The organism is Hymenobacter endophyticus (genome assembly GCF_032464715.1).
In the GTDB taxonomy this organism is placed as follows: Bacteria; Bacteroidota; Bacteroidia; order Cytophagales; family Hymenobacteraceae; genus Hymenobacter; species Hymenobacter endophyticus.
This window is the reverse complement of record NZ_JAWDJT010000017.1, coordinates 62,950-86,290: the sequence shown is the minus strand read 5'-3', so window position 1 is coordinate 86,290 and position 23,341 is coordinate 62,950. Positions and strand designations below refer to the sequence as shown.

Below are 23,341 nucleotides of genomic sequence, written 5' to 3'. Positions count from 1 at the left end.
GGCGCGAAGGCGCGAACTACAAAGTTCGCGCTACTGCTTATTCACGGATTGCTGCGGCCTCACCTCGCCATGACAGGTTCTTTACAAAAGCAGCTACTTACACGAAGTTGGGCTGGGCTAACTTTTGGGCAATGCGGTAGGCTGCGTTTACCAGGCCGACGTGACTGTAGGCCTGGGGAAAGTTGCCCCACTGCGAGCCGGTTTTAGCATCCACATCCTCGGAAAGCAAGCCCAGGTGGTTGGTATAGGTAGTCAACTTCTCAAACTCCCGGATGGCCTCCTCCACCCGGCCCACGCTGGCCAGGGCCTCCACGTACCAGAAAGAGCAGATCAGGAAGGTGGTTTCGGGCGTGCCGAAGTCGTCGGCGTGGCGGTAGCGGTAGAACAGGCCCTCGGGGGTTTTCAAGGCTTTTTCCAATGCTTGCAAGTGCCTGTGGGTCCGCTCCGAAGTGGGGTCCAGGTAGCCCATCAGAATCAGTTGCAGGCCGCTGGCATCAAGGTGGGGCGAGCCGATGGCGTTGGTGTAAGCGCCCAGCTCGGGGTTATAGCACTGCTCAATATGGTCGGCGGCCAGCTGCATCAGGCGTTCAGCCCGGGCTTCCATGGCAGTGTTGCCCGTTGCCCGGGCTACCTTATGGGCGGCGTGGCTACCAGCCCAGTGAAACAGGTAGGTGTAGCAGTGCTTCTGAGCCAGGTTGCGGAACTCCCAGAGGCCGGCGTCGGGTTGGTCCATGGTCTGCTCGATGAGGGCCAACGTGTCGTACACCAGCTTTTCCGGGGCCAGCCGTTCGGGGTCGAGGAAGCGGCAGTCCACGTACAGGGGCAGCAGCGCCACCAATACCTGCCCATACACGTCATTCTGAATGTGGGTGTAGGCGTCGTTGCCGATGCGGACCGGCTGGTTGCCCCGGTACCCGGCCAAGGGCAGTTCCTGCTCCACCAGCTTCGACTCCCCGCTGATGCCATACAGGGGCTGATACCGGCCCTGCACCTTGGTCGAAATGTTGACAATGTAGTGGAAGTACCGCTCCATTTCCTCGAAGTGCCCAATGTTATTGAAGGCGGTGAGGATGTAATACGTGTCGCGCATCCAGCAGTAGCGGTAGTCCCAGTTGCGGGTGCTGCCGGGTGCCTCGGGCAAGCTGGTAGTAGTGGCGGCAATAATGGCCCCGGTATCCTCGTACTGGTGCATTTTTAGGGCCAGAGCCGAGCGGAGCACCTGGCTTTGCTGGAAGCTGCCAATGCTGGTGCTTTTTACCCAGGTGCGCCAGTACTCCACGGTGGCCCGCAGAAACCGCTCGGCAGTGCTTTCCAGCGGAGCCTCCAGCGGGGCGCCGTAAGTCATCACCAGATATTTCGGCTCATTGAGCACAAAGTCCTCCTCTTCCAGCACGTAGGTGAGCGGAATGTTGGTAGTCAGGCGAATTTCCTCTTCCAGCCCCAGAAATGCAATGTGGTTGGAGCTGCGGCGGCGCGTGAGTTCCAGCTCCCCATACTTGCCCACCGGCCGGCACGCCACCCGAATGCGGGGCATCCCCTCCAGGGGCTCCACCTTCCGAATAAACATCAGCGGCTTATAGTACCGGTCATACTGCGGGAAGCGGGGCGCAAAATCGGTTACCCGGTAGCGGCCGTCGGTAGTGGTAATGTCGGTTTGCAGTACGTTGGTGTTGGAGAGGTAGGTTTGGTCGGAGGTGAACTGCTGCGTGGGGTCGGCGGGCCGAATGCTGTACTCACCGCCCTTCTGCTCATCCAACAGAGAGCCAAATACGAAGCTACTATCGAAGCGGGGCCAGCACAGCCAGCGTACGGCCGTATCAGTGCCAATCAGGCCCAGAAAAGCGCAGTTGCCAATCAGGCCGAAATCATAGGTATGTTTTATCATGCAGGCGAAGAATTGGCCCGGCAAACCGGAGGCGCGGGCACAGTGTGGAAGGTGGTAGTACCCTGCCCAGGCCCTGCAGGTTGTGTTGGCCGCGTATTCGTGGGGTGCGTATGCAGAGGCTATACCACCCTCTGCGGGTAGTTTTGTTTTGTGCTTATCCCTCCAGCTACTTGGTTTTGCCTACTGCCCGCCCCGCCTCCCTGCCCACCGAAAAGCGTAGCAGCCGCGCTCCGCTGTACATCACCCTGGCACTGATAGCCGCCCTGGCCGGCTGCTGGTTTGGCTGGCCCGCCTTCCAGGACCAGGCCCGCGAAGCCTGGGAGGTGCTGAAATCGGGGGAGCAGCCGCGCATTGCCGCTTGGATGCGGCAGTTTGGCTATTGGGGGCCGGTGGTGTTGGTGCTGGCCATGGTGGTGCAGATGTTCCTGTTCGTGGTGAACGTGGTGCTGCTGATTCTGGTAGCCATTCTGGCCTACGGGCCGTGGTGGGGCTCCTTGCTGGCACTGCTGGGCGTGGTAGCGGCTTCCTCGGTGGGCTACGCGCTGGGTCGGGCCCTGGGCGAATCGTTCATTCAGAAGCTGCTGGGCCGCAAAACCGAGCAGAAGGTGCTGGACGTAGTGGACCGCTACGGCGTGTGGGCCATTATCATAGCCCGCCTCTCCCCCGCCCTCTCCGATGATGCCATCAGCTTTGTGGCGGGGCTGGCGCGCATGGGCTACTGGAAGTTTATGGCCGCCACCGTGGCCGGGGTCGTTCCTCTTATTGCCCTGCTGGCCTATCTGGGCGAGGATAGTGAGCGGCTGAAAACCGGCCTGCTTTGGGTTACGGGTGTGAGCGTGGTGCTGTTTGGGGCCTACGTCTGGTGGGACCGAAACCGAACCAAGCAAAAATAATCGTGTTGATTCTGCGGCATTTAGCCAGCTTCAGCAAATATTTTGGGTCACCCTGTTGGTCCGTTCGTCTAGGGGTTAGGACAGTAGATTTTCATTCTACCAACAGGGGTTCGATTCCCCTACGGACTACTCGAAGCCTTCTGCTCTTCAGCAGAAGGCTTTTTTCTTGCCCTGAAGGTCATGATGAGCCGTGCGGGATTGGTAAAAAAACCAGGCGGGCCGTGCAACTGCCGGCCGAGCTACCCTACCTTTGCAGTGCTTTCGGTGGGTCGGAAGCGGTTTTCTGTCTACTTGCTGTGATACATTTTTCCGGACTGCGTGGGCTCCTGTGGGTGGTGCTCACGGGCCTGTTGTCGCTCTGTGCCGTTTCCGTGCGCGCCCAACGAACCCCTCTGCTGCGTGATGTGAGCCTGCGGACTGATACCGTCCGCTACAGCCTGAGCCGCAACACCGCCCTGGTGCAGGGCGAAGCGCACCTGTACTTTTACTACCGCCAGGACGACGAAACCGCTGAGCTGCTGGTGTACCCCGAAACGCCGGGCCGCCAGGGCCTGCGCCTGCAACGCTCCGCCGACTTCACCTTGCTCGATTCCCTGACGCCCGTAGACGGCGGGCAGTATTTCCGGGCCAAGCTGCGCTTCAAAGACTTGAGCATCAACAACTTTCTCAGCCTCACCTTCCGCCAGCCTTCCGACTCGGTGGGGTTTGCCCCGCGCACCCAAACGGTAAAGCTGCTGCCCGTTACGCGCACCACCCTGGAATTTCGGCCTGCCGATACGGAGCTGTTCGTGGGCGAGGAAAAGGTATTCGACCTGAGCAGCAACAATCCCAAGAACATCCGGATAACCACCGACTGGACGCGCGGCCAGGATATTGACTACCGCCTGGAGCAGGAAAAGGGCGTGCTGCGCCTGCACGTGCTGCCCAACGCCCTGGGCACCCGCCAGCTCACCCTGCGCCCCCAAACCGAGCACCCTTTTCTTACCGACAACAACCGCCGCGTTACCTACGCACTGCCGCCCATCCGTCAGGAGTTCACCGTGAAGGCCTCCCGCCTGCGGTTTCTGAGCGTCGATAAAAAGGAAATTACTCTGGATGAGGCCTCCCGGCGCAAGGGCGTGGAACTGATTCTGGACAATGGGCGCACCTTTGATTTGAAGCGCACCTACCGCATTGAGGACCAGGAGGAAGCGGGTGGAACGCTCATTGCCGAGCTGTTCACGCGCCAGTACCTCACCAACGACCGGGTGCTGTGCTGGCTGCGCGTGTACAACACCCACCGCCAGACGGAAAGCTACCTCTACATCAAGGAAAACGACCAGGCCAAGTACATCACCAACTTCAACATCTCCCCCAAAACCACCATCAACACGGTGAGCGTGCGGCACCGGGGCGGCGACTGGAGCAACAGCGCCACTGTAAACCCCGGCGAAACCGTGGACGTGCGCCTGGAGGGCGAGTCACTCTCAAGGGCGCGCTTTCACTTTGATGATGTGCGCGTGATTCCCTCCGACTCCAGCATCAAGACCGACGCGGCGGTGGTGTACCGCATTCAGGTGCCCGTTACCATTGATAAGCGCCGCATTACCATTTATAACAGCGGGCAGCCCACGGGCCAGAGCCTGGCGGTGCGGGAGTTTCAGCGGCCCCACCCCCTCGATTTTGTGGGTGTGACCTTCGGCGAAGCGCCCCGGCCCATCACCCGCCTCAACGGCCCGGTGCTGTATGACCGCACGGTGAGCGACGTGGTATTCAGCTTCAACACGGCCGGCATCGACTCCGAGAAGCAGCTCTACGGCAAGCAATACCTCACCTTCGACATCCGGACGCAGAACGCCAAGGGCGAGCTGATTGAGATGCGCACGGTGGAGAATGTGGTTATCTGCCCCGATGAAAGCTCGGTACGGGCCGCCTTCTACCAGGATAAGCAGTGCCAAGTGGGCAACATCAGCCTCAACAACCTGCTTTCGGCCCGCAAAACCTACGCGCTGGAGGACTGGAGCACGATTATCGTGACGGTGCGCCACAACCAAGGCCAGTACAGTGAGCCGGGCTTCACGCAGAAGCTGGAGCTGGTGCTGCAGCGCCGGGTAAAGTTTGATATCGACATCAGCTTTCCGGGCGGTTTGCTCACCAAGTACAAGGGCGAATCGAGCTTTACCTCGTTTGGGGGTATTTCCTTGGCCACGCTGGCGCAGTTCAGCTTTTATCACCCCACCAAAATCAACAAGCTGCGGCCCTACAAGGTGGGTGCCGGCTTCGTGGCCCTCAACGCTTTCAACCTCAGCCAGGACTCCAACGTGAACCGCGACCTGGGCATTGTGGTGCTGGGCTCGGTGTACCCCACCCGCTCCGATGCCCGCCTGACGTTTCCGCTCTATTTGGGCGGGGGTTACCTGATGAACAAACGCTCCTTGTTCTTCCTGTTCGGGCCGGGCATCGGGATACGGTTGTAAGTCAGGGCAAGTGGGGTGAACGGGTAGGAGGGTAAGTGTTGTTCCGAGCATATGACGCATCAAGCCAAGGACCATGGGATTTCGCGTGCTGAGGAATCAAATTAGGCTGTATGGACAGCAACGCTTCTTACTACCAAGCGGAACGTCATGCAGAGCCAGAGGCGAAGCATCTCGCGTGCTGAGGTTGCAGAGTTACTTAGACGTCAGCACGCGAGATGCTTCGTCTCTGCTCGATTCGCAGAATGCTCTGCATGACTGGCTTTATGCTTGCTTACTATCCACACAGCTTAGTTTAGCTTCTCTCAATACGCGAGACTCCTCGGCTGCTCTCGGGATGGGGTTCTTTTATTCTCCTAACCCCAATCTCGCCTTTTCACCACCTCCCCTTTTCACCTTTACGTAAGGGAGCTACATGTCTGCTCCTGTTACTGCTGCTGCCGCGCCGCCGGTTTCTACTTCCCCGTTTACGCCGCTGCGCATCCCCATTTTCCGGATGCTCTGGATTGCCTCCTTCGTATCCAATATCGGCACCTGGATGCAGAACGTGGGGGCGGTGGGGCTGATGACCGAGCTGACAGCTTCTCCGGTACTGGTGGCCCTGCTTCAGACGGCTTCGGCCCTGCCTGTATTTCTGCTGAGTTTGCCCGCCGGGGCCCTGGCCGATTTGGTGGACCGCCGCCGCATGTTGCTGCTCACCCAAACCTGGATGGCCGCCACGGCCCTGGTGCTAGCCACCGTGACGCTGCTGGGCCTTAACTCGCCCTGGCTGCTGCTTACCCTCACGTTTATGCTGGGCCTGGGCGGGGCCCTCAACAATCCGGTGTGGCAAACCGTGACGCCCGAGCTGGTACCCCGCCAGGAGTTGCCCCAGGCCATTGCCCTCAACAGCGTGAGCTTTAACCTGGCCCGGGCCTTTGGGCCGGCACTGGGCGGGCTGGTGATTGGGTACTTCTCGGCGGGCGCGGCATTTTTGCTGAACGGATTGTCGTTTCTGGCTACTATTTACATGGTGTACAGCTGGAAACGGGAACCGCAAGCTACTTCCACGCTAGCTACCGAGCGGGTGGTAGCCGCCATTCGGGGTGGTATCCGCTACGCGCGGTTTGCCCCGCCCGTACAGCGTATTCTGGTGCGCGGGGTGAGCTTTACGTTTGGGGCCAGCGCCCTATTCGCCCTGATGCCGGCGGTGGTATCCCGGCGGCTGCACCTGCCCACTTCCTTTTATTCCCTGCTGCTGTCGTGCATGGGCCTGGGGGCGGTGCTGGCGGCCGTTACCCTGCCCCGCCTCAACCAGCGCCTCTCCATTGACTGGCGCGTGACGCTGGCTACGGCGGCCTTCGCCACTGGCCTGCTGGGGCTGGGCTACGCCGATAACCAGTGGCTGCTGTACGGGCTGCTCACGCTGGTGGGCACGGCCTGGATGCTGGTGCTGAACTCGTTTAGCGTGGGCGTGCAGACGGTAGTGCCGCGCTGGGTGCAGGCCCGCACTATCAGCCTCTACCTGCTCACTATTCAGGGTGGTATGGCCCTGGGCAGCGTGGTGTGGGGCACGGTGGCCGAACACTGGGGCCTGCCGCTGGCCCTGACGGGTGCAGCCACCTGGCTGGGCTTGAGCACGCTGCTGGTACTGAAATTCTCCCTGCGCACGGCCCCCGAAACCCTCGACCATACGCCCGCCCGCCCCCGTCTGGAGCCGGTGCTGGCCCAGGAGCCCGCCCCTACCGAGGGCCCGGTTATCATCACCACTACCTACCGCGTTCTGCCCGAGCACCGCCCGCAGTTTACCTACCTCATGGAGCAGTTGGGCCGCATTCGGCGACGGGAAGGCGCCATTGGCTGGGGCCTCTACGCCGACCTGGCCGAGCCCGCGCGTATGATGGAATACTTCCTGGTAGAGTCGTGGGAAGAGCACGAGCAGCAGCACGACCGGGGCGTAAGCCGGGACGAAGCCGACCTGAAGGGTCAGATCCGGCAGCTGCACCAGGGCCCCGAGCCTCCCCACATAACGCACCTGCTGGCCCAGCACTACCGCCCCACGGTTACTCCTCCCGTTATGGTGCCTGGCAGCACCCGCCTGGTAGCCAGCACTGCCGGCGAGGCCACGGCGTAGCTAGGTCAGGCTAACGTTGCCAGCTTGCTTACTCATCTTCCTGACAGGTTCACAAAGAAAAACCCGCAGCCGTTCTTCATGTTGGCTGCGGGTTTCCAGGCAAATAAGCTGTTCAGGAAGTCATCCAAACGTCATGCTGAACGCAGCCGAAGCATCTCTCCCCCTGGCTAATTCAATCGTGCAGACGAAGCGGCAGAGATGCTTCGGCTGCGTTCAGCACGATGGCCTAAATGGAGTTATCCAATTTCTTAGAACAGCTTAGAAGGCAGGTACACGAACTACTTGAGCGCCGCGGCTACGGCCGTAGCCAAAGGCGTGGTAGGCCGGCCAATCAGCTTGGAAAGCTGGCGGCTCTCATCAAATAAAGCTCCTTCGGCGGCGTCAGCATCCCAGCTGGCCAGGCCGTGCGCAAAACCTTCGGGCACCCCGAACCCAGCCAGTGCAGCGGCGTAGTCGGCTACGGGCAGGTCGCGGTAGGGAATGTCTTTGCCGGTCTGGCGCGAAATTTCGGCGGCTAGTTCCGTCAGCGTGTAGGAGTTGTCGCCGGCCAGCTCGTAGGTCTTGCCTTCGTGGCCTTCACCGGTCAGTACGGCCACGGCCGCGTCGGCAAAGTCGGCGCGGGTGGCGGAGGAGATTCGGCCGTTACGGGCGCTGCCGATAAACGCGCCGCCCGCTACGGCGCCGGGTACCGAGCCCGTGTAGTTTTCGGTGTACCAGCCGTTGCGCAGCAGCGTGTACGCCACGCCCGAGGCCTTCAACTCGGCTTCCGTGGCGCGGTGCTCCTCGGCCAGGCTCAGCGGTGAAGTATCGGCGTGCAGCACGCTGGTATAGATGATGTGCTTAACGCCCGCTTGTTTGGCGGCTTCGATGACGTTGTGGTGCTGGGTGGCCCGCTGGCCTACTTCGCTGGAAGAAATGAGCAGCAGCTTATCCACGCCGGCCAAGGCCGCGCCAAGGGTAGCCGGTTGGGCGTAATCGGCTTCGCGGGCTTCCACGCCCAGGTCGGTGGCTTTGGCGGGGTTGCGCACCAGGGCCACCAACTGGTCGGCGGGCACCTGGGTTTTCAGCTTTTCAATAACCAGGCGGCCCAGTTGGCCGGTGGCTCCGGTAATGGCAATTCTCATGATTTCGGGGGTTAGATGAGGAACGGCGCAAAAGTATGTAGTATACTTACGCAAAGTAAGTACGTACAAAAAGGTAAGTATGAAAAAAGTTGAAGTAGCTCCGGCTCAGGAGGCGGCTACCCTTTCGGAAAAGATGCGGCGCGGGGATTTATTGTCGGCAGCTTGCCCCTCGCGGGCCATTATGAAGCACATTACCAGCCGCTGGGGTGTGCTGGTTCTGTTGGTACTGGAGGGTGAAACCCGCCGCTTTAGTGAGCTGCGTCGCCTGATTGGGGGCGTGAGTGAGCGGATGCTGGCCCAAACCCTGCAGTGGCTGGAAGCCGACGGTCTGGTTAACCGCCGGGCCTATGAGGTGGTGCCCCCGCACGTGGAGTACAGCCTCACGCCCCTGGGCCAGCAGGCCGCTCGCAAAGTGCGCGACTTGGCCGATTGGATTGAGGGCAGCGTCCCGGCCATTGTGCAGCACTGGAACAAATCCGCCGCCGGTCAGTAATTCCACTGCCTTACGTGTCCGGTTGGGCTGTTTGCGCCTGGCAGGAACTAAATACCGGAAGTCGCGCAGCTCCGGTGATGATGCGCTGCCAGGACGCCCGGTGCGGCAGTGTGGTTCCGCTCGGTTTCGGAGAAAGAAGTAGACTCTCAATGCCCGCTGAAAACCTTCTGGTGGTTTTGCGGCTTGTGTTCATTCTCCCCTCTCACTTCCGATGAAACTACTGTACAGCTACCTGCGCCATTATTGGGGCCTGCTGGCGCTGGCGCTGCTACTGGCCGCCGTCAACCAGGTATTCTCCCTGCTCGACCCCTACATTCTGCGCAAGATTATTGACCAGTTTGTGACGCCGGCCGTGCGCAAGGCCCAGCACCCCACCTTCTGGCAGTTTATCACCGGCGGGGCTGGCCTGCTAATTCTGCAAGCCCTGGGCGTGGCCATGGTGTCCCGGATTGCCAAAAACTTCCAGGACTACTACACCAACGTAATTACCCAGCGGCTGGGCGCCCAGCTGTATTCCGATGGGCTGCGCCATTCCCTGGAGCTGCCCTACCAGGTGTTTGAAGACCAACGCTCGGGCGAAACCCTGGGCAAGCTCCAAAAGGTGCGTACCGATGTGGAAAAGCTAATTCAGAGCTTCGTAAACATCCTGTTTATTTCCCTGGTGGGCATCATTTTCGTGACCTGGTACGCCGTGAGCGTGTACTGGCCCATTGCGGTGGTGTACTTCCTGACCATTCCGCTGCTGGGCACGCTGAGCCTGTTTCTGAGCAAGCGAATCAAGGTAATCCAGAAAACCATTGTGGCCGAAACCACGGCTCTGGCCGGTTCTACCACCGAGAGTCTCCGCAACATTGAGCTGATCAAGAGCCTGGGCTTGGCCCAGCAGGAAACCACGCGCCTGAATGCCACTACCGGCAAAATCCTGAAGCTGGAGCTGAAAAAGGTGCGCTACCTCCGCTCCTTGTCCTTTGTGCAGGGCACCTTCGTGAACCTGATGCGCAACGTCATTCTCATGATGCTGCTGTTTCTGGTGGTGCAGCGCCTGATTACCGTGGGCGAGTTTTTCTCCTTCTTCATTTACTCGTTTGCCATCTTCGGGCCCCTGCAGGAAATGGGCACCATCATCAACGTGTACCGCGAAACGGAGGCTTCCCTGGCCAACTACCAGCAGATTCTGGATACGCCCAAGGAAGTAAAGCCCGCCCACCCCAAGCGCATCGACAAGATTGAGACGCTGGCCTTCGACGAGGTGCATTTCCAGCACCTGACGGCCAGCGCCCCGGCCCTGGCCGGCATCAGCTTTCAGACCAAGCTCGGTGAAACCATTGCCTTTGTGGGGCCTTCGGGCTCGGGCAAAACCACGCTGGTGAAGCTGTTGGTGGGCCTGTACCCGCCGGCCCAGGGCCGCATCCTCTACAATGGCATTCCCGGCCCCGAGCTGGATCTGGATACCCTGCGGGAGCAAATCGGTTTCGTAACCCAGGACACCCAGTTGTTTGCGGGCACCATCCGGGAAAACCTGCGCTTCGTGGCCCCGCAAGCCACCGATGAGCAGTGCCTGCGCGCCCTGCACCAAGCCGCCGCCGACACGCTGCTGGCTCGTGCTCCCCTGGGCCTCGATACGGTCATTGGGGAAGGCGGCGTGAAGGTTTCGGGCGGGGAAAAGCAGCGCCTGAGCATTGCCCGGGCCCTGTTGCGCCACCCTACCCTGCTGGTGTTTGATGAGGCCACATCGGCCCTGGACTCGCTCACGGAGGAGGAAATCAGCCAGACGGTCCGGCAGCTTTCCGGCTCCCGCCAGCACATCACCATCCTCATTGCCCACCGCCTCAGCACCATCCTGCACGCCGACCGCATTTTTGTGCTGGAGCGCGGCCACGTGGCCGAAGCCGGCCGCCACGAGGAGCTGCTGGCACAGCGCGGCCTCTACTACGCCATGTGGCGCCAGCAGATTGGGGAGCGGGAGATAGTGAAAGCCGAACTAGTGAAATAGACTTTGCCCGGACAAGCCAGCCAAGTCCTGCCAGGGCGTAACCCTGCCTGGCAGCGGCTGCACTGCCGGGGTGGTGCCATTTAAGCAGGAAGCGCAATCAGGCGCTTCAGTAGCACCAAAACGTACTTTCTTTACTGCTTCCTGCAATTCAGAATAGTAAGCAGCTTTTCAGCTCCAGCACCAGGTACGCCGACCTGACCCTCTTATGTGGGCCAGGTCGGCGGCGCTTTTTTAGGGGAAGATGCACCCTGCATACTTTCCTTAAGCGTAGCGCGTTCAATGCCTGAGCAGCCGGCCGTATTCTGGGTTCATGCCAAAGATTACAGCGGTGTTCTACGCTGCAGCTTTGGAAACCGGCTAGAGCGGAACCCTTCGACAACCGATTGTGTTTTTCTTATAAGCACACCCTACCTACGGCTACTTCATCCAAACCCGCGTTGCCCGGCAAGCACTGGCTATAAGTTCTCTGGATAGTAGAAATCGTTTTTTGAGAGAGTTTTTCTTGGAGCTGATCAATATGTTTTTCGGCAAGGTAATTGCAAATACATTGTTTCATAAAAAGCACTTTTCCATGACCCACCTTCGCTTTTTCCGCCGCTTTGCAGGCTTGGTGCTTGCCGGGTGGTTTTGTATTGCTAATAGCAGCCAGGCCCAGTCATCTTCCTCGGGCCAGCGTGATATTCTGCGCGAAATAACGGAAGTGGTGGGCCTGAAACCCCGCTTCCAGTTGCGTGCTACCTCTCAGGTTCAGAATGCTGCGGCGGTAGTCTATGATGGCCAACGGTTCCTGCTCTACAACCCGCAGTTTGTGGCCGCTGTAAACCGTGCCGGTCACACCGACTGGGCCGGTATCAGCATCTTGGCCCACGAAATGGGGCACCACCTCAACGGCCACACCCTACGCCCCGGTGGCTCCAACCCCGCCGACGAATTGGAAGCTGACGAGTTTTCGGGGTTTGTGCTGCGGAAAATGGGGGCCAGCATGGCCCAGGCACAGGCCGGTATGGCCGTAGTGTCCGATGACGAGGCGTCTCCCACCCACCCGGGCCGCCGCACCCGCCTCACTGCCATCAGCGACGGTTGGCTGCGCGCCAACCAGCAGATTATAGCCAGCAACCGGGTATCAGCCCCTTCGGCAACGCCGGCGGTGCTGGCCAACCGGGCCACGGCCCCCGTTCGCACGGTGGCCGCTACCACGTCTTCTCCCGTGAGCGTGCTGGGTAAAATTACCTTCCGTGACAACCCCGGTGAGGATTACTACGTCACCAACGCCCTCAGCGTAGTGCGCCTCGACCACGATGACCGCACGGCGGAAGTGGTGGGCCGCCTTACCCGCTCGGAAAGCCCTACTTACCCTTACGTGCTGGTTGATGGCCGTCAGCGCCGCTTATACGTTAGCCGCAGCGGCAGCATTTTTGATACCAGCGGCCGGCAGGTAGCCTTGCTTTCCGACCCCTCGTAGTATTCCCCGGCAGTTTTCCTTTTTCGTCGGCCGGCCTCTTTTTCAGGGGCCGGCCGGTTTGTTTTGCGTGGTCCTCAACCTGCACCGTGGCTCGGCCGTTGGGAGGTAGTATTCTCCGCTGCTGCTTACTTCTGCCAATGCCCGAATTACCCGAAGTTGAAACGTACCGCCGCTTCCTGGATGAGCTTGTTATCGAGGAAACTATTACCGTTTTCGAAGTAAAAGATGCCCACGTATTAGCCGCCGATGAAGCTGTACTTCGGGCGGCGCTAGTGGGCCGCACGGTTGTGCAGACCAGCCGCTTGGGCAAAAACTGCTTTCTACACCTGGACGACGGCCGGGTACTGGTGCTGCACTTTGGTATGACCGGTGACGTGGGTGCCTACCGCGACGAGGCCGATGCCCCACGTTTTACCCGCGTGGCCCTGCACTTGGGCTCCGGCCTGCGCATCGCCTTTGTGGACCCGCGCAAGTTTGGGCGTATCCGGCTGGCTGAGAGCGTGGGCGCATACCAAGAAGCTAAAAAGCTGGGTCCCGATGCGCTGGATATTACCACCGAGCAGTTGGGGGCGGCACTAGGCCGCCGTAAAACCCTCCTTAAACCACTCCTGCTTGATCAGCGCCTGACGGCCGGCCTGGGCAACTGGATTGTGGATGAGGTGCTGTTTCAGGCGAAAATTCACCCGGAGCGCGTGGCCGGTACGCTCACCGAAACCGAAATCAAGCGGCTGCACTCGGCCATTCAGCTGGTGTTGCGCACGGCCATTCAGCACGAGGCCAACTACCGGAATTTCCCGGCCAGCTTCCTGATTCATGCCCGCGAATGGGATGATTCCGCTACGCCCGGCACCGATAAGCACCGCTTCTGCCCGGTACACCCCGGCACCGAAATAGAAAAAACCTACGTTGGCGGCCGGGCCACCTACACCTGCCCTGTCTGTCAGCCAAGAGGTTAACCATTCTTTAATACAATTCACCTTCTATATACCCCGGTCTGGCAGCAAGACCGGGGTATTTTGCTTTTCCGGTATTTAACTGCCACAATATCAAGAAAATGCACTCATTATAGCACTTCTCAGATACTTCATTGGAAAAATCGACCAAATTTCACAACCACCTGAACCAGTACGATTTATAATTGCTTAAATTTGCATAGCGGCAGTTCAAGACAGCTGCAGTAGTGGAGAAGTTGGACGATTAACTGTGAGGCCCATGCCGCAATTGTACTACGCCGAAAAGCGTGTTGTTGCACATTCACCAAAACCCGTTTTCATGAAGAAACTGCCCGTATTCCTGAGCTTGTTGGCAAGCACCCTCGTGTTTGCCTCGTGCGAGAAAGAGATTGAGGAGATTAAAGACCCCGCCCAGGAAGTGGCAGCCGCCGCTGCAAATGCCCAATCGAATCCGGAACTGCTGGCTGCTGGTCCCTGGCACCTCGCCAGCCTTACGCTGGCGAGTGCTACCCCTGGTGCCTCTGCCACGCCGGCCGTCGATATATTACCCCGCATGAAAGCCGCCCAGCGCGACAATCTGCACACCTTTAAGGCCGACGGCACCTACGTGCTGGATGAGGCCGCCGAAAAAGCCTATGCCGAGGCCCCTCAGCAGCTCACCGGCTCCTGGAAACTCACCGGCGACTCGCTCACCATAACTCAGCCCAACGTAACCCGCCACTTTTTTGTGGAGGAGCTAAGCACCACTACCCTGCGCGTGAAGCTCACGCAGGCCAGTGCCCAGGGCACCACCACTTACACCTCCGTATTCGCGCGCTAAGCGTCTCCCTGGTTCCCGACCACCGTTCACATTTTGCAACACGGCCCCGCTGGCACCAGCGGGGCCGTGTTGCGTTTATGGCCGTGGGCTCAGACCGGACAGCTCAGATTTTGCCCAGTCCGCCCAGCATAAACATGGCCGCGCAGGAGCCAAAACCAATCAGAAATACCAGCAGCGCGCTCAGAAAATAAGCGGCGGAGCCCTGCTTCCAGTGTACAAACCCCAGCACAACATTCACCACCGCCAGCCCCAGGTACACCACCACGAACAGCACCACAGTAGTTCCATCGGTGGGCTTGGCCAGCAGGCCCAGCAGCACGGCCGCGCCCAGCACGGCCAGCAGGTTGTTGCGCAGAATGCGGGAAGTGGGTGTTGGCTCCGACATAATACAGGAAGTTAGTGCATGTTTCCCAGCTTCAGATGCGTGGCACAGTCGCCGAAGCCAATGACGAACACCAGCAGCGCCGCCAGTAAAAAGCCAATACTGGTTTTGCCCCGGCCGCTGAACAGGCACCCGATAAAGAGCACGATGTTCACGAAAGCCATACCAAAAAGCAGCACAAAAATCCCTTCGTCGCCGCCGGTGAGCAGCTGCCGTCCGATGTGCAGCACTAGCACCACGCCCAAGTTGATAAGCAGGATGCGGCCGATGTAGTGCTTGGGTGCGGGGGCTGGTTCCATTAAGGTAGCAGTTTTACGAACCGGGGCCGGTCCGGCGGCTGCAAGCCGTCGGGCCGGTTGACGTAAGCTGATGTTGTTGCGTCGTCGTTCGGTTGTCAGCTGACGTTGACCGGCCCGACGGCTTGCAGCCGCCGGACCGGGGCACGGCGTACTACAATACCGGAATATCGCGCAGTACCTGCAGGCGGGCCAGTTTCTCCTCGTCGCGGTAGAGCATATTCATGGTTTCGAAGGGGATGATTTTGAGGTCCTTGCTCACGATGTGGACGCAAGATTTTTTGATGGCGCGCACGTCGAAATTCCAGGCATCCATGAACTGCAGAATGATGATGCGGAACAGGTTGTCGTAGCCCAGGTTGGGAGCCTGCACCTGCGGGAGGCAGCACAGCAGCTGGTTCATTTCGGGCAGCACGGTATCCACGGTGTTGGCGGTGCTGAACAGCTTGAGCAGGTGTTGGCGCAGGCGCGGGTCCCGCTCGTACACAATGGTATTGCCCCCGCTCTGCAGCAGGTCGGCGGGGTCCACGTAGCGGGTCAGCGGGAATACCTCCTCATCGAGCTTGAGGGCGTAGGCCATGGCTAGGGCATCGGGGTTGCAGGGCACGGGCAGCAGGTCCTCGGCCGTGAATACCGGGCTCTGGTCGATGATGCCCTGGCGCACCTCGGTGAGGCTGAGCCGGTCAGTAGCGGGGTCGAAATGCTCGAGGCGGCCGGCAGCCTGGGTGGGCTGAAACGTGACGCCGCGCACGCACTTCTGCTTCAGGGCGAAGTCGATGATTTCGCCCATTTCGTCGTCGTTGAGGCCCTTTTGCAACGTGACGACCAGCGTGGTGCTGAGGTTGTATTTGTTGAGGTGCTCCAGGGCCTGCATCCGCACTTCGCGCAAATCACGCCCGCGCAGACTCTCCAGCACCTCTTTCCGGAACGAATCGAACTGCAAATACACCTCGAAGGCCCCGGCGTAGGTAGCCAGCCGGGCCACAAACTCCTCGTCCTTGGCCAAGCGCACGCCGTTGGTGTTCACCATCAGGTGCTTGATGGGCTTGCGCTTGCACATATCCAGAATTTCCCAGAACTGCGGGTGCAGCGTGGGCTCCCCGCCCGAAATCTGTACTACGTCGGGCTCGCCTTCGTTTTCCACCAGCACATCTACCATGGCTTCCACCTCGGCCAGGGTGCGGTGCCGGCCGTGCAAAGGGCTGCTTTCGGCGTAGCAAGTGGGGCAGGTGAGGTTGCAGCGGTCCGTTATTTCGATGACGGTGAGGCAGCTGTGCTGCTCGTGGTCGGTGCAAAGGCCGCAGTCGTAGGGGCAGCCGTAGTGGGTGGAGGTGTTGAAGCGGCGGGGCGTTTCGCTGGGCTTCACGTAGTTGCGGATGCTCTTGTAGTACTCCACGTCGGTGGCAATGAGTACGCGCTGCCGGCCGTGCTCGGGGCAGCGCTTGAGCATGTACACGCCCCCATCTTCAAACACAATCTTGGCTTCCACCCGCCGCAGGCAATGTGGACACAGACTCAGGGTGAAGTCGTAGTAGGTATAGGGACGTTCGGGCATGGGGAAAATTGTTAAAAGAAAGCTTAAGGCCGTTTCCGCTCCTCTATCCACCACTGAAATAATTAGTCTACTTCAGCTCGGCTAATATTTGTGAAGCTAGTAGGGTAATCGTAGCCGCGGAATAAAGCAATAAGCTTGTATGCTTCCAATCCGACAGTAGTAGGCTGGCCGCGTAGTACCGTATCAGGGCACAGACAAGCGCGACGTATTGCGATACTACCACCATGATTTTCGTTGGCATAGATGTAGCGCATCAGTACCGCTACATCAGATTTTTTAACCCAATTATCTTTCTTTTCAACAAGGAACTTGACATTCCGACGCATTTCCAAAAGCTCACCAGGACTACCATAATGTACAGCTGTTGTACTTAAGTAGCTCAAAAAATGAAGTGGAGATATTTTGAGTAGCTGCTCTTTACAAATAAAATTTTTTATTCGATTAAATGTAGTATCCGGCAACTCGTGTACAAACTCCTGAAATACGGCAGTGTCCCGACATGCTTTCAAATCCTTATAGTAAGCAGTTGTCCAATTAATGCCATTGCGTTCTTGCATTTGTTTGCTCCAACGTCGGTTCAATCGGTCAAGATGTACGGCGCGGTATCCTAACCAAGGTACCCGGCCTTCATATCTATGAATGAATCCATATTTCAACGCCGTATATTTTGTACTAACATCGTAGCTAAAAAACATATGTTTATTATAATCATAAAAAACAGAAACTGTATCTATATTATACTTAGGCACACTATCATACATTAATTCACCTATTTGGCCAAATACATTATTCAGACCAAGCAAATAGAGACAAAGTAGCAGCGCTAATTTCCTAGCCATTTTATAGTCTATTTACCCGATATAGAGTCTCTGCTTTCTGACTATCATTTCCCGCCCAAACAGCCACGCGTAATACCCCAGCCCCGCCACGCAAGCCCATTGGATGGCGGTGAGGCCCCAGCCGGCCGGGGCGGGCGTGGGTTTGAGGAACTCCACCAGCAGGCGGAACAGCAGGTAACCTACCATAAAAAACCGGAATCGCCAGCCATTGGGCAGTGGCCCGCGCCGCTCCCGCAGCCAGAGCACCGCCCCCACTAGCAGCAGCCACAGGATTTCGTAGAGGTTGGTGGGGTGGCGCGGCACGCCGTCGCCGAAGTTGATGGCCCAGGGCAGCGTGGAAGCCGTACCGAAGGTGCCATCCTCAAGGCCCGAGAAGTGGCAGCCCAGCCGCCCGATGCTCATGCCCAGGAGGACGGGGTACACCATCAAATCACCGCTGGAAGTGGTGACGCCGAGGCGCTTCTTGGTCAGCTCCACGCCTACCAAACCGCCCAGCAGGCCGCCCACGATGGTTTTGTTGGTGAAGTAGTACAGCCAGCCGCCGGGCGGATTCGCCAGTAGCTCCGGGTGCTCCAGCAGCCCCAGCACCCTGGACCCCAGCAGCGCCCCGGCCGCGCAGCCCACGAATATCCAGAGGCGGTTTTCTTCCGAAATCGGGTCGAGGGTGCGGCGGCGCAGGTGCTGGTAGAGCCGGTAGCCGCCGGAATACGCCAGCACCTCCAGCAGCAGATGCACCGGCAGCACCAGCGGCCCCAGAGAAAGGTGAACGGGATAGGTCAAGTCGGTTGCCGGTTGTTGGCGGCAATATAGCGGCTTCGGGGAAGCTGCCCCCGGTCCGGCGGCTGGAAGCCGTCGGGCCGGTTGTTGCGTGCTGACGTTGCGACGTTGCTGTTCTCACAGTGCGGCCTTCAACCGGCCCGACGGCTTCCAGCCGCCGGACCGGACCGCCCTACTGCTTTGTTCGGGCGCTCCATAGCCCAGGGTTTAAACTCTGGGCTATGGAGCGGCTACGGCCGGTTACTTTGGCAACATCAGCACGCGAGATGCTTCGACTATGCTCCGCTTCGCTCAGCATGACGTTCTGTATTGTACCGACAACTCACAACCAGCAACACCCCTACCGCTCGTTGTTCTCAGCTTCGGCTTTGCGGGTGAGGGTGGTGAGCCACGATTTAGTCGCTTCCGATTCGGCCTCGTAGCCGAAGCGTCGCTCGTTACCGACGACATCGGCGGGGCCGGGCAGGCTGCGGTTGGCCCAGCTGAGCAGGTCGGCGGTGGTGCCGGGCAGCAGGCCGTGGAAGAGGGAAAGCAGCTTGGCCGGCAACCCCAGAATCACCTCGGCGTCGCCGCGGCGGCAGGCGTTCCAGATTTCGCGGCCCGCCCGCTCGGCATCCATCGAAATGGCGGGCAGGGAGTCGGCAATGCTGAACCAGGCGTACTCCTTTTCGTGCTGGCCTTTCAGCGTAGCGTTGCGGGGGCTGCCGGTGCGCATCAGGCCGGGGCACACGGTGGTTACCTGGATGCCATATTGCAGCAGCTCGGCCCGGAAGCCTTCTGAGAGGCCCACCAGCGCAAACTTGCCGGCGCTGTACGGCACCAGATGCGGCACCGCCACCTTGCCGCCCACGGAGGCAATATTCACGATGCGTCCCTCGCCCCGGCGGCGCATAGCGGGCAGTACCGCCTGCATGGCGTGCAGCGGGGCCCAGAAATGCACTTTCAGCGAATCCTCGTAGTCGCGCACTTCCATGTGGTCGAGGGCCCCGACGCTAATGAGGCCGGCGTTGTTGATGAGCACGTCCACCGGCCCTAAATGCTGCTCTACTTCCGTTACCAAGGTGCGTACCTCGGTGGGTTCCGACAGGTCGCGGGCCAGGGCCAGCACGTCGGCCCCAGCGGCGGCCAACTCCTGCCGGGCCCGCTCCAGCTCGTCGGCGTCGCGGGCGCAAATGGCCACGCGGGCACCCTCAGCCACCGCCTGCCGGGCCAGAATCAGGCCCAGCCCCCGCGAGCCGCCCGTGATGAGCACCACCCGCCCGCGCAGGTCGTAGTCGCCCCGGCGGTTGGCGTAGAGCGTGGCGGCCAGCAGGCCGATGGCGCTGGCAGCGGCCACCAGCAGAGAGTTGCGGGTATCGGGTTTCATACGCGAGAGGGTTGGGGAGACAGTGGACACCCGTTGTAAGCGAACCAGCGGGGAAAGGTTACGCCGTGTATGCAGGTGCCCGAATATTTTTCCGCCTGAAATGGAATACCTCGGCCCGTTGCGGCGTTCTGGCAGTCCGGTTTGCAAAACTGGCATCATCTTTACTGCACCAAAACCAAAACGGCGCTTCCTGCCGGCTGCTCCCCTATTACTCCGGATTACATGAAAACTCTTCTGCTGGCCGCTCTGCTTACCATTTCCGGCACTTCGGCCGCCCTGGCCCAAACCACCGCTTCCCACCCCCGACCGGCTACCAAACCGGCCGCCAGTTCAGCCGCCACTCAAGTCCGCCCAACGGCTCCGGCAGCCCCGGCCCTAAATGAGCAGCAGATTGCCACCCGCGCCAACGCCCTCACCGACAACATGCAGAAAGCCCTGGGCCTGACGCCGCAGCAGCTGGAAAAGGTGCGCCAGATCAACCTGGTGAGTGTGCGGGGCGTGGAGTCGGCCCGGCAGAAATACGCCCGCAACGTGCGCAAAATGGCCGGCGTGGTGGATGACATCGGCCAGTCGCGCCTGGAAATGCTCAAGGAAACCCTCACCCCCGCCCAGTTCGATAAGTACCAGCGCAAGCGTGAGGAGAAAATGGGCGTCCCCAGCTCCCAGGGCGTGCAAGGCAATGCCGTTCCCGGCCTGCCCGGCGGCGAGTAAGGGTGTAAGGGTAGGAGGGTGTGAGGGTAGGCGTTCGAGAGGTGGCATCCTGAGCTTGCGAAGGACCTTATTCCGCTGACACGAATCACACTACCAGTTGTCGTTCAAACGTTATGCGTTCCTTCACAAGCTCAGGATGCCACCTCTCGAACGCCTACCCTCACACCCTCCTACCCTAAACTTTACTCCCCACTCACCATCTGCCAGCCCAGCTTCAGGATAAAGGCCGAAACGACTACCAGAAACAAGCCGCGCACGAAGCCGGTGCCGTGGCGCAGGGCCAGGTGCGCGCCCAGCGTGGAGCCTACGATGTTGCTGATACCCATAGGAATAGCCACGGCCCACAGAATCTGGCCGGTGTAGGCGAAGTAGGCCAGGGCGGCCAGGTTGGTGGCAATGTTTACCAGCTTAGCCGAGGCCGAGGACGTGATGAAGTCGAAACCGAACAGGCCCACGAAGGCAAACAGCAGAAACGAGCCCGTACCTGGCCCGAAAAATCCGTCGTAGAACCCGATTACCACGCCCACTAGCGCGCCATACAGTGGTTCCCGCTGCGGCGGCAGCTTGGGGGCGTGTAAAGAGCCGAAATCCTTGCGCCAGAAGGTATAGATGGCAATGACTACCAGCAGGCCCAGCACCAGTTTCGGCAGCAGCTCCTGGGGCAGCTGGCTCACCACCCGCGCCCCCAGAAACGAGAATACGCCCGCCACCACGGCCGCCGGCCCCACCGCCCGCCACTGAATGGGCACCTGCCCGGCGTAGCGCCGGAACGCCGCCGCCGTCCCCAGCAGGGAGGACACTTTGCCGGTACCGAGAATAGTGGAAGTGGGCACGCCTTTCAGCAGCAACAGCATGGCCGGCAGCTGAATCAGGCCGCCTCCGCCCACAATGGCATCCACCAAACCGGCCAGAAAAGCCGCCCCGCACAGTAAACCCAGCGTCAAAGTCGAAATCATACGGCCGCGAAGGTACGGCAGAACGTGTACCCCGGAGCTGCGCCCCGGCCCGCGTTTGTGGGTAATTTCTCTCTTACGCAGGCCGGAGCGCAGCTCCGGGGACACGTTCCGACGGGCCAATAACAGTCGCGTATGTTTGCGCCTTACTTCCCCCGCCATGACTGGTCCCGACCCCGCTGCGTTGCACCCGCTGCCCCACCACCGCAAGCTGGTGTTTCTGAAAAACCTCATCACCCGCCCCACCATCGAAGTAGGCGACTACACCTATTATGATGACCTGGACGACCCGGCCAACTTCGAGCGGAACGTGCTGTACCACTTCGACTTCATCGGCGACCGGCTCATCATCGGCCGGTTCTGCGCCCTGGCTTCCGGAGTGAAGTTTATCATGAACGGCGGCAACCACGAAACCGCGCCGGTTTCCACCTACCCGTTTGCCATTTTCGGCGGTGGCTGGGAAGCGGCCATGCAGGGGCAGTCGGTAGCCGAGAAATATCCATCCAAAGGCGACACCGTGGTGGGCCACGACGTCTGGATTGGGCACGACGCCACAATCATGCCCGGCGTGCACATCGGCAACGGGGCGGTGGTGGCGACCAAAGCCGTAGTGACGCGCCATGTGCCGGCCTACGCCATCGTGGCCGGCAACCCCGCCCAGGTGGTGCGCTTCCGCTTCGACGAAAACACCATCGCCCGCCTGGAAAAGCTGGCGTGGTGGCATTGGCCGGCCGAGAAAATCACCCGCCACCTAGCGTTGCTCGGAGCCGCCGACGTGGACGCGCTGGAGCAGGCCCGGTAGCCGGCAGCGGCAAACACCCGAACGTCATGCTGAGCATGTGGCGCATCAAGCCAGGGACGAAGTATCTGTACCGCTTCGCCAGAACGTCACTCCGAACGTGCGCGGAATCTCGCGTGCTGACGTTGTGATGATAACCGCTCCGTAGCCCAGGGTTTAAACCCTGGGCTAGTGAACCGCCTGAACAAAGCACAAGAGCCGGGAACCAAACCGAGCGGCTGATTTGTATACATGAACAAATGATCATACATTTGCATACCGTATGGCTCCTACCACTGCTCCCGTCGAAATGAACCTGTCCATCGAGAAGATGGAGAAGGTGGCTTTTATCCTCAAAACCACGGCCCACCCCACCCGCATTGCCATTGTGCAGCTGCTGGCGGCCCAGGAAAGCCTGTCGGTAAACGACATTAGCGAGCGGCTGAACATTGAGCAGAGTCTGGCCTCCCACCACCTCTCGGGCATGAAGCTGAAGGGCATCCTGAGCAGCTCCCGCGACGGCAAAAATGTGTTCTACGCCCTCAAAATGCGCGAAGTGGTGGATGTAATCCAGTGCATTGCCGCGTGCACGTTTCTGTAACGGGCGCGGCTTTTTTTTGCCGTAACGCATGAATAATCCTTCATAAATACATACGTTCAGCTTTTCATGTTACACGCCATTGGGTACGTTGCTGCCATTTTTATCGGCCTTTCCCTGGGCATCATGGGCGGGGGTGGCTCCATTCTTACCGTCCCCGTGCTGGTGTATCTGATGGGCGTGAGTCCGGTTTTGAGCACTGCTTACTCGCTGTTTGTGGTGGGCTCCACTTCGGTGGTGGGGGCTTCGGGCTACTTCCGCAAGGGGCTGGTGTCGCTGAAAACGGCGCTGGTGTTTCTGGGGCCGTCGTTGGCGGCGGTGTTTGCGGTGCGGCGGCTGGTGATGCCGGCCATTCCGGCGGAGCTGTTTACGCTGGGCGGGCTGGTGGTTACCAAGGATTTGCTGGTGCTGGTGGCCTTTGCTGGGCTGATGGTAGTGGCCGCCGCATCCATGATCCGGAGCCGGGGGCCGGAAGCGCCAGCGGAAACTGCTGTGAAACCGCCGTTCAACTACCCATTGGTGCTGGGCATCGGGCTGGTGGTGGGCACGCTCACGGGCTTTGTGGGGGCGGGCGGCGGCTTCCTGATTATCCCGGCCCTGGTGCTGGGCGCGCGCCTGCCCATGAAGCTGGCCGTGGGCACGTCCCTGGTCATCATTGCCCTGAACTCACTGATTGGGTTCAGCGGCGACCTGAGCGCGGGCACGCCCATTGCTTGGCCGTTTCTGCTGGGGTTTCTGGCATTTGCGCTGGCCGGCATCGTGGCGGGCACCTACCTGGCCCGCTTCATTCCGGGTCACCGGCTCAAGCCGGCTTTCGGGTGGTTTACGCTGGCTATGGGCACGTTTATTCTGCTGCGGGAGCTGGTGTTCTAGCGTTCTGCTTTGGGTTTCGCGGGC

The 23,341-nt window shown here is 60.0% G+C and carries 21 protein-coding genes and 1 tRNA gene; 13 read left to right on the top strand and 9 right to left on the bottom strand.

The features are described from left to right. Positions 1-97 precede the first annotated feature (97 nt). On the bottom strand, positions 98-1,885 hold the full coding sequence (locus ROI90_RS19985) for a glycoside hydrolase family 15 protein (RefSeq protein WP_316000053.1): 1,788 nt from the start codon (positions 1,883-1,885) through the stop codon (positions 98-100). A gap of 176 nt (positions 1,886-2,061) precedes the next feature. On the opposite strand from ROI90_RS19985, the gene ROI90_RS19980 reads away from it, so the two are divergent. From ROI90_RS19980 to ROI90_RS19965, 4 genes are all read left to right on the top strand, one after another. Further along, the gene (locus tag ROI90_RS19980; protein ID WP_316000052.1) at positions 2,062-2,778 is read left to right on the top strand and encodes a TVP38/TMEM64 family protein; all 717 of its coding nucleotides are present in this window, start codon (positions 2,062-2,064) and stop codon (positions 2,776-2,778) included. Positions 2,779-2,835: 57 nt separating this feature from the next. After that, positions 2,836-2,907, top strand: a tRNA-Glu gene (locus ROI90_RS19975). 167 nt (positions 2,908-3,074) lie between these two features. Next, positions 3,075-5,234 carry a hypothetical protein gene (locus ROI90_RS19970; RefSeq protein ID WP_316000051.1) on the top strand — a complete coding sequence of 720 codons (2,160 nt, stop codon included), beginning with the start codon at positions 3,075-3,077 and terminating at the stop codon, positions 5,232-5,234. A 412-nt stretch (positions 5,235-5,646) separates the two neighbouring features. Then, entirely contained in the window at positions 5,647-7,344 is a 1,698-nt protein-coding gene (locus tag ROI90_RS19965; protein ID WP_316000050.1) for an MFS transporter, read from the top strand. A gap of 278 nt (positions 7,345-7,622) precedes the next feature. Here ROI90_RS19965 and ROI90_RS19960 read toward each other — a convergent pair whose 3' ends face one another. Continuing rightward, a complete protein-coding gene (locus ROI90_RS19960) occupies positions 7,623-8,468 on the bottom strand; it encodes an SDR family oxidoreductase (protein ID WP_316000049.1) in 846 nt (281 codons plus the stop codon). Positions 8,469-8,547: 79 nt separating this feature from the next. On the opposite strand from ROI90_RS19960, the gene ROI90_RS19955 reads away from it, so the two are divergent. The 5 genes from ROI90_RS19955 to ROI90_RS19935 all read left to right on the top strand — a co-directional run bounded on the left by ROI90_RS19955 (position 8,548) and on the right by ROI90_RS19935 (position 14,189). Beyond that, a complete protein-coding gene (locus ROI90_RS19955) occupies positions 8,548-8,961 on the top strand; it encodes a winged helix-turn-helix transcriptional regulator (protein WP_316000048.1) in 414 nt (137 codons plus the stop codon). A 211-nt stretch (positions 8,962-9,172) separates the two neighbouring features. Next, positions 9,173-10,954 carry an ABC transporter ATP-binding protein gene (locus tag ROI90_RS19950; RefSeq protein WP_316000047.1) on the top strand — a complete coding sequence of 594 codons (1,782 nt, stop codon included), beginning with the start codon at positions 9,173-9,175 and terminating at the stop codon, positions 10,952-10,954. A gap of 571 nt (positions 10,955-11,525) precedes the next feature. Further along, complete coding sequence (locus ROI90_RS19945) at positions 11,526-12,416, top strand: M48 family metalloprotease (RefSeq protein ID WP_316000046.1); 891 nt, start codon at positions 11,526-11,528, stop codon at positions 12,414-12,416. Between the two features lie 137 nt (positions 12,417-12,553). Further along, positions 12,554-13,372, top strand: a complete 819-nt coding sequence (mutM, locus tag ROI90_RS19940) for a DNA-formamidopyrimidine glycosylase (RefSeq protein WP_316000045.1) — start codon at positions 12,554-12,556, stop codon at positions 13,370-13,372. A gap of 316 nt (positions 13,373-13,688) precedes the next feature. Continuing rightward, the gene (locus ROI90_RS19935) at positions 13,689-14,189 is read left to right on the top strand and encodes a DUF5004 domain-containing protein (RefSeq protein WP_316000044.1); all 501 of its coding nucleotides are present in this window, start codon (positions 13,689-13,691) and stop codon (positions 14,187-14,189) included. A 103-nt stretch (positions 14,190-14,292) separates the two neighbouring features. Here ROI90_RS19935 and ROI90_RS19930 read toward each other — a convergent pair whose 3' ends face one another. The 6 genes from ROI90_RS19930 to ROI90_RS19905 all read right to left on the bottom strand — a co-directional run bounded on the left by ROI90_RS19930 (position 14,293) and on the right by ROI90_RS19905 (position 19,404). After that, positions 14,293-14,574: a hypothetical protein gene (locus tag ROI90_RS19930; RefSeq protein WP_316000043.1), complete on the bottom strand. Its 282-nt coding sequence runs from the start codon at positions 14,572-14,574 to the stop codon at positions 14,293-14,295. An 11-nt stretch (positions 14,575-14,585) separates the two neighbouring features. Next, positions 14,586-14,870 (bottom strand): hypothetical protein, encoded by a 285-nt coding sequence (locus ROI90_RS19925; protein ID WP_316000042.1) that lies wholly within the window; start codon positions 14,868-14,870, stop codon positions 14,586-14,588. A 151-nt stretch (positions 14,871-15,021) separates the two neighbouring features. After that, positions 15,022-16,422: a radical SAM protein gene (locus tag ROI90_RS19920; RefSeq protein ID WP_316000041.1), complete on the bottom strand. Its 1,401-nt coding sequence runs from the start codon at positions 16,420-16,422 to the stop codon at positions 15,022-15,024. 62 nt (positions 16,423-16,484) lie between these two features. Continuing rightward, entirely contained in the window at positions 16,485-17,225 is a 741-nt protein-coding gene (locus tag ROI90_RS19915) for a hypothetical protein (protein ID WP_316000040.1), read from the bottom strand. A 48-nt stretch (positions 17,226-17,273) separates the two neighbouring features. After that, positions 17,274-18,041 (bottom strand): prolipoprotein diacylglyceryl transferase, encoded by a 768-nt coding sequence (locus tag ROI90_RS19910; protein ID WP_316000039.1) that lies wholly within the window; start codon positions 18,039-18,041, stop codon positions 17,274-17,276. A 337-nt stretch (positions 18,042-18,378) separates the two neighbouring features. Continuing rightward, positions 18,379-19,404, bottom strand: a complete 1,026-nt coding sequence (locus tag ROI90_RS19905) for an SDR family NAD(P)-dependent oxidoreductase (RefSeq protein WP_316000038.1) — start codon at positions 19,402-19,404, stop codon at positions 18,379-18,381. Between the two features lie 222 nt (positions 19,405-19,626). Here ROI90_RS19905 and ROI90_RS19900 point away from each other — a divergent pair, with 222 nt between their 5' ends. After that, the gene (locus tag ROI90_RS19900) at positions 19,627-20,115 is read left to right on the top strand and encodes a hypothetical protein (protein WP_316000037.1); all 489 of its coding nucleotides are present in this window, start codon (positions 19,627-19,629) and stop codon (positions 20,113-20,115) included. Between the two features lie 182 nt (positions 20,116-20,297). Here ROI90_RS19900 and ROI90_RS19895 read toward each other — a convergent pair whose 3' ends face one another. Further along, positions 20,298-21,071 carry a sulfite exporter TauE/SafE family protein gene (locus ROI90_RS19895; RefSeq protein ID WP_316000036.1) on the bottom strand — a complete coding sequence of 258 codons (774 nt, stop codon included), beginning with the start codon at positions 21,069-21,071 and terminating at the stop codon, positions 20,298-20,300. Between the two features lie 157 nt (positions 21,072-21,228). On the opposite strand from ROI90_RS19895, the gene ROI90_RS19890 reads away from it, so the two are divergent. From ROI90_RS19890 to ROI90_RS19880, 3 genes are all read left to right on the top strand, one after another. Then, on the top strand, positions 21,229-21,870 hold the full coding sequence (locus ROI90_RS19890) for a CatB-related O-acetyltransferase (protein ID WP_316000035.1): 642 nt from the start codon (positions 21,229-21,231) through the stop codon (positions 21,868-21,870). Between the two features lie 259 nt (positions 21,871-22,129). Then, on the top strand, positions 22,130-22,447 hold the full coding sequence (locus ROI90_RS19885; protein ID WP_246010622.1) for an ArsR/SmtB family transcription factor: 318 nt from the start codon (positions 22,130-22,132) through the stop codon (positions 22,445-22,447). Positions 22,448-22,513: 66 nt separating this feature from the next. Next, positions 22,514-23,317: a sulfite exporter TauE/SafE family protein gene (locus ROI90_RS19880; protein WP_316000034.1), complete on the top strand. Its 804-nt coding sequence runs from the start codon at positions 22,514-22,516 to the stop codon at positions 23,315-23,317. Positions 23,318-23,341: the final 24 nt, after the last annotated feature.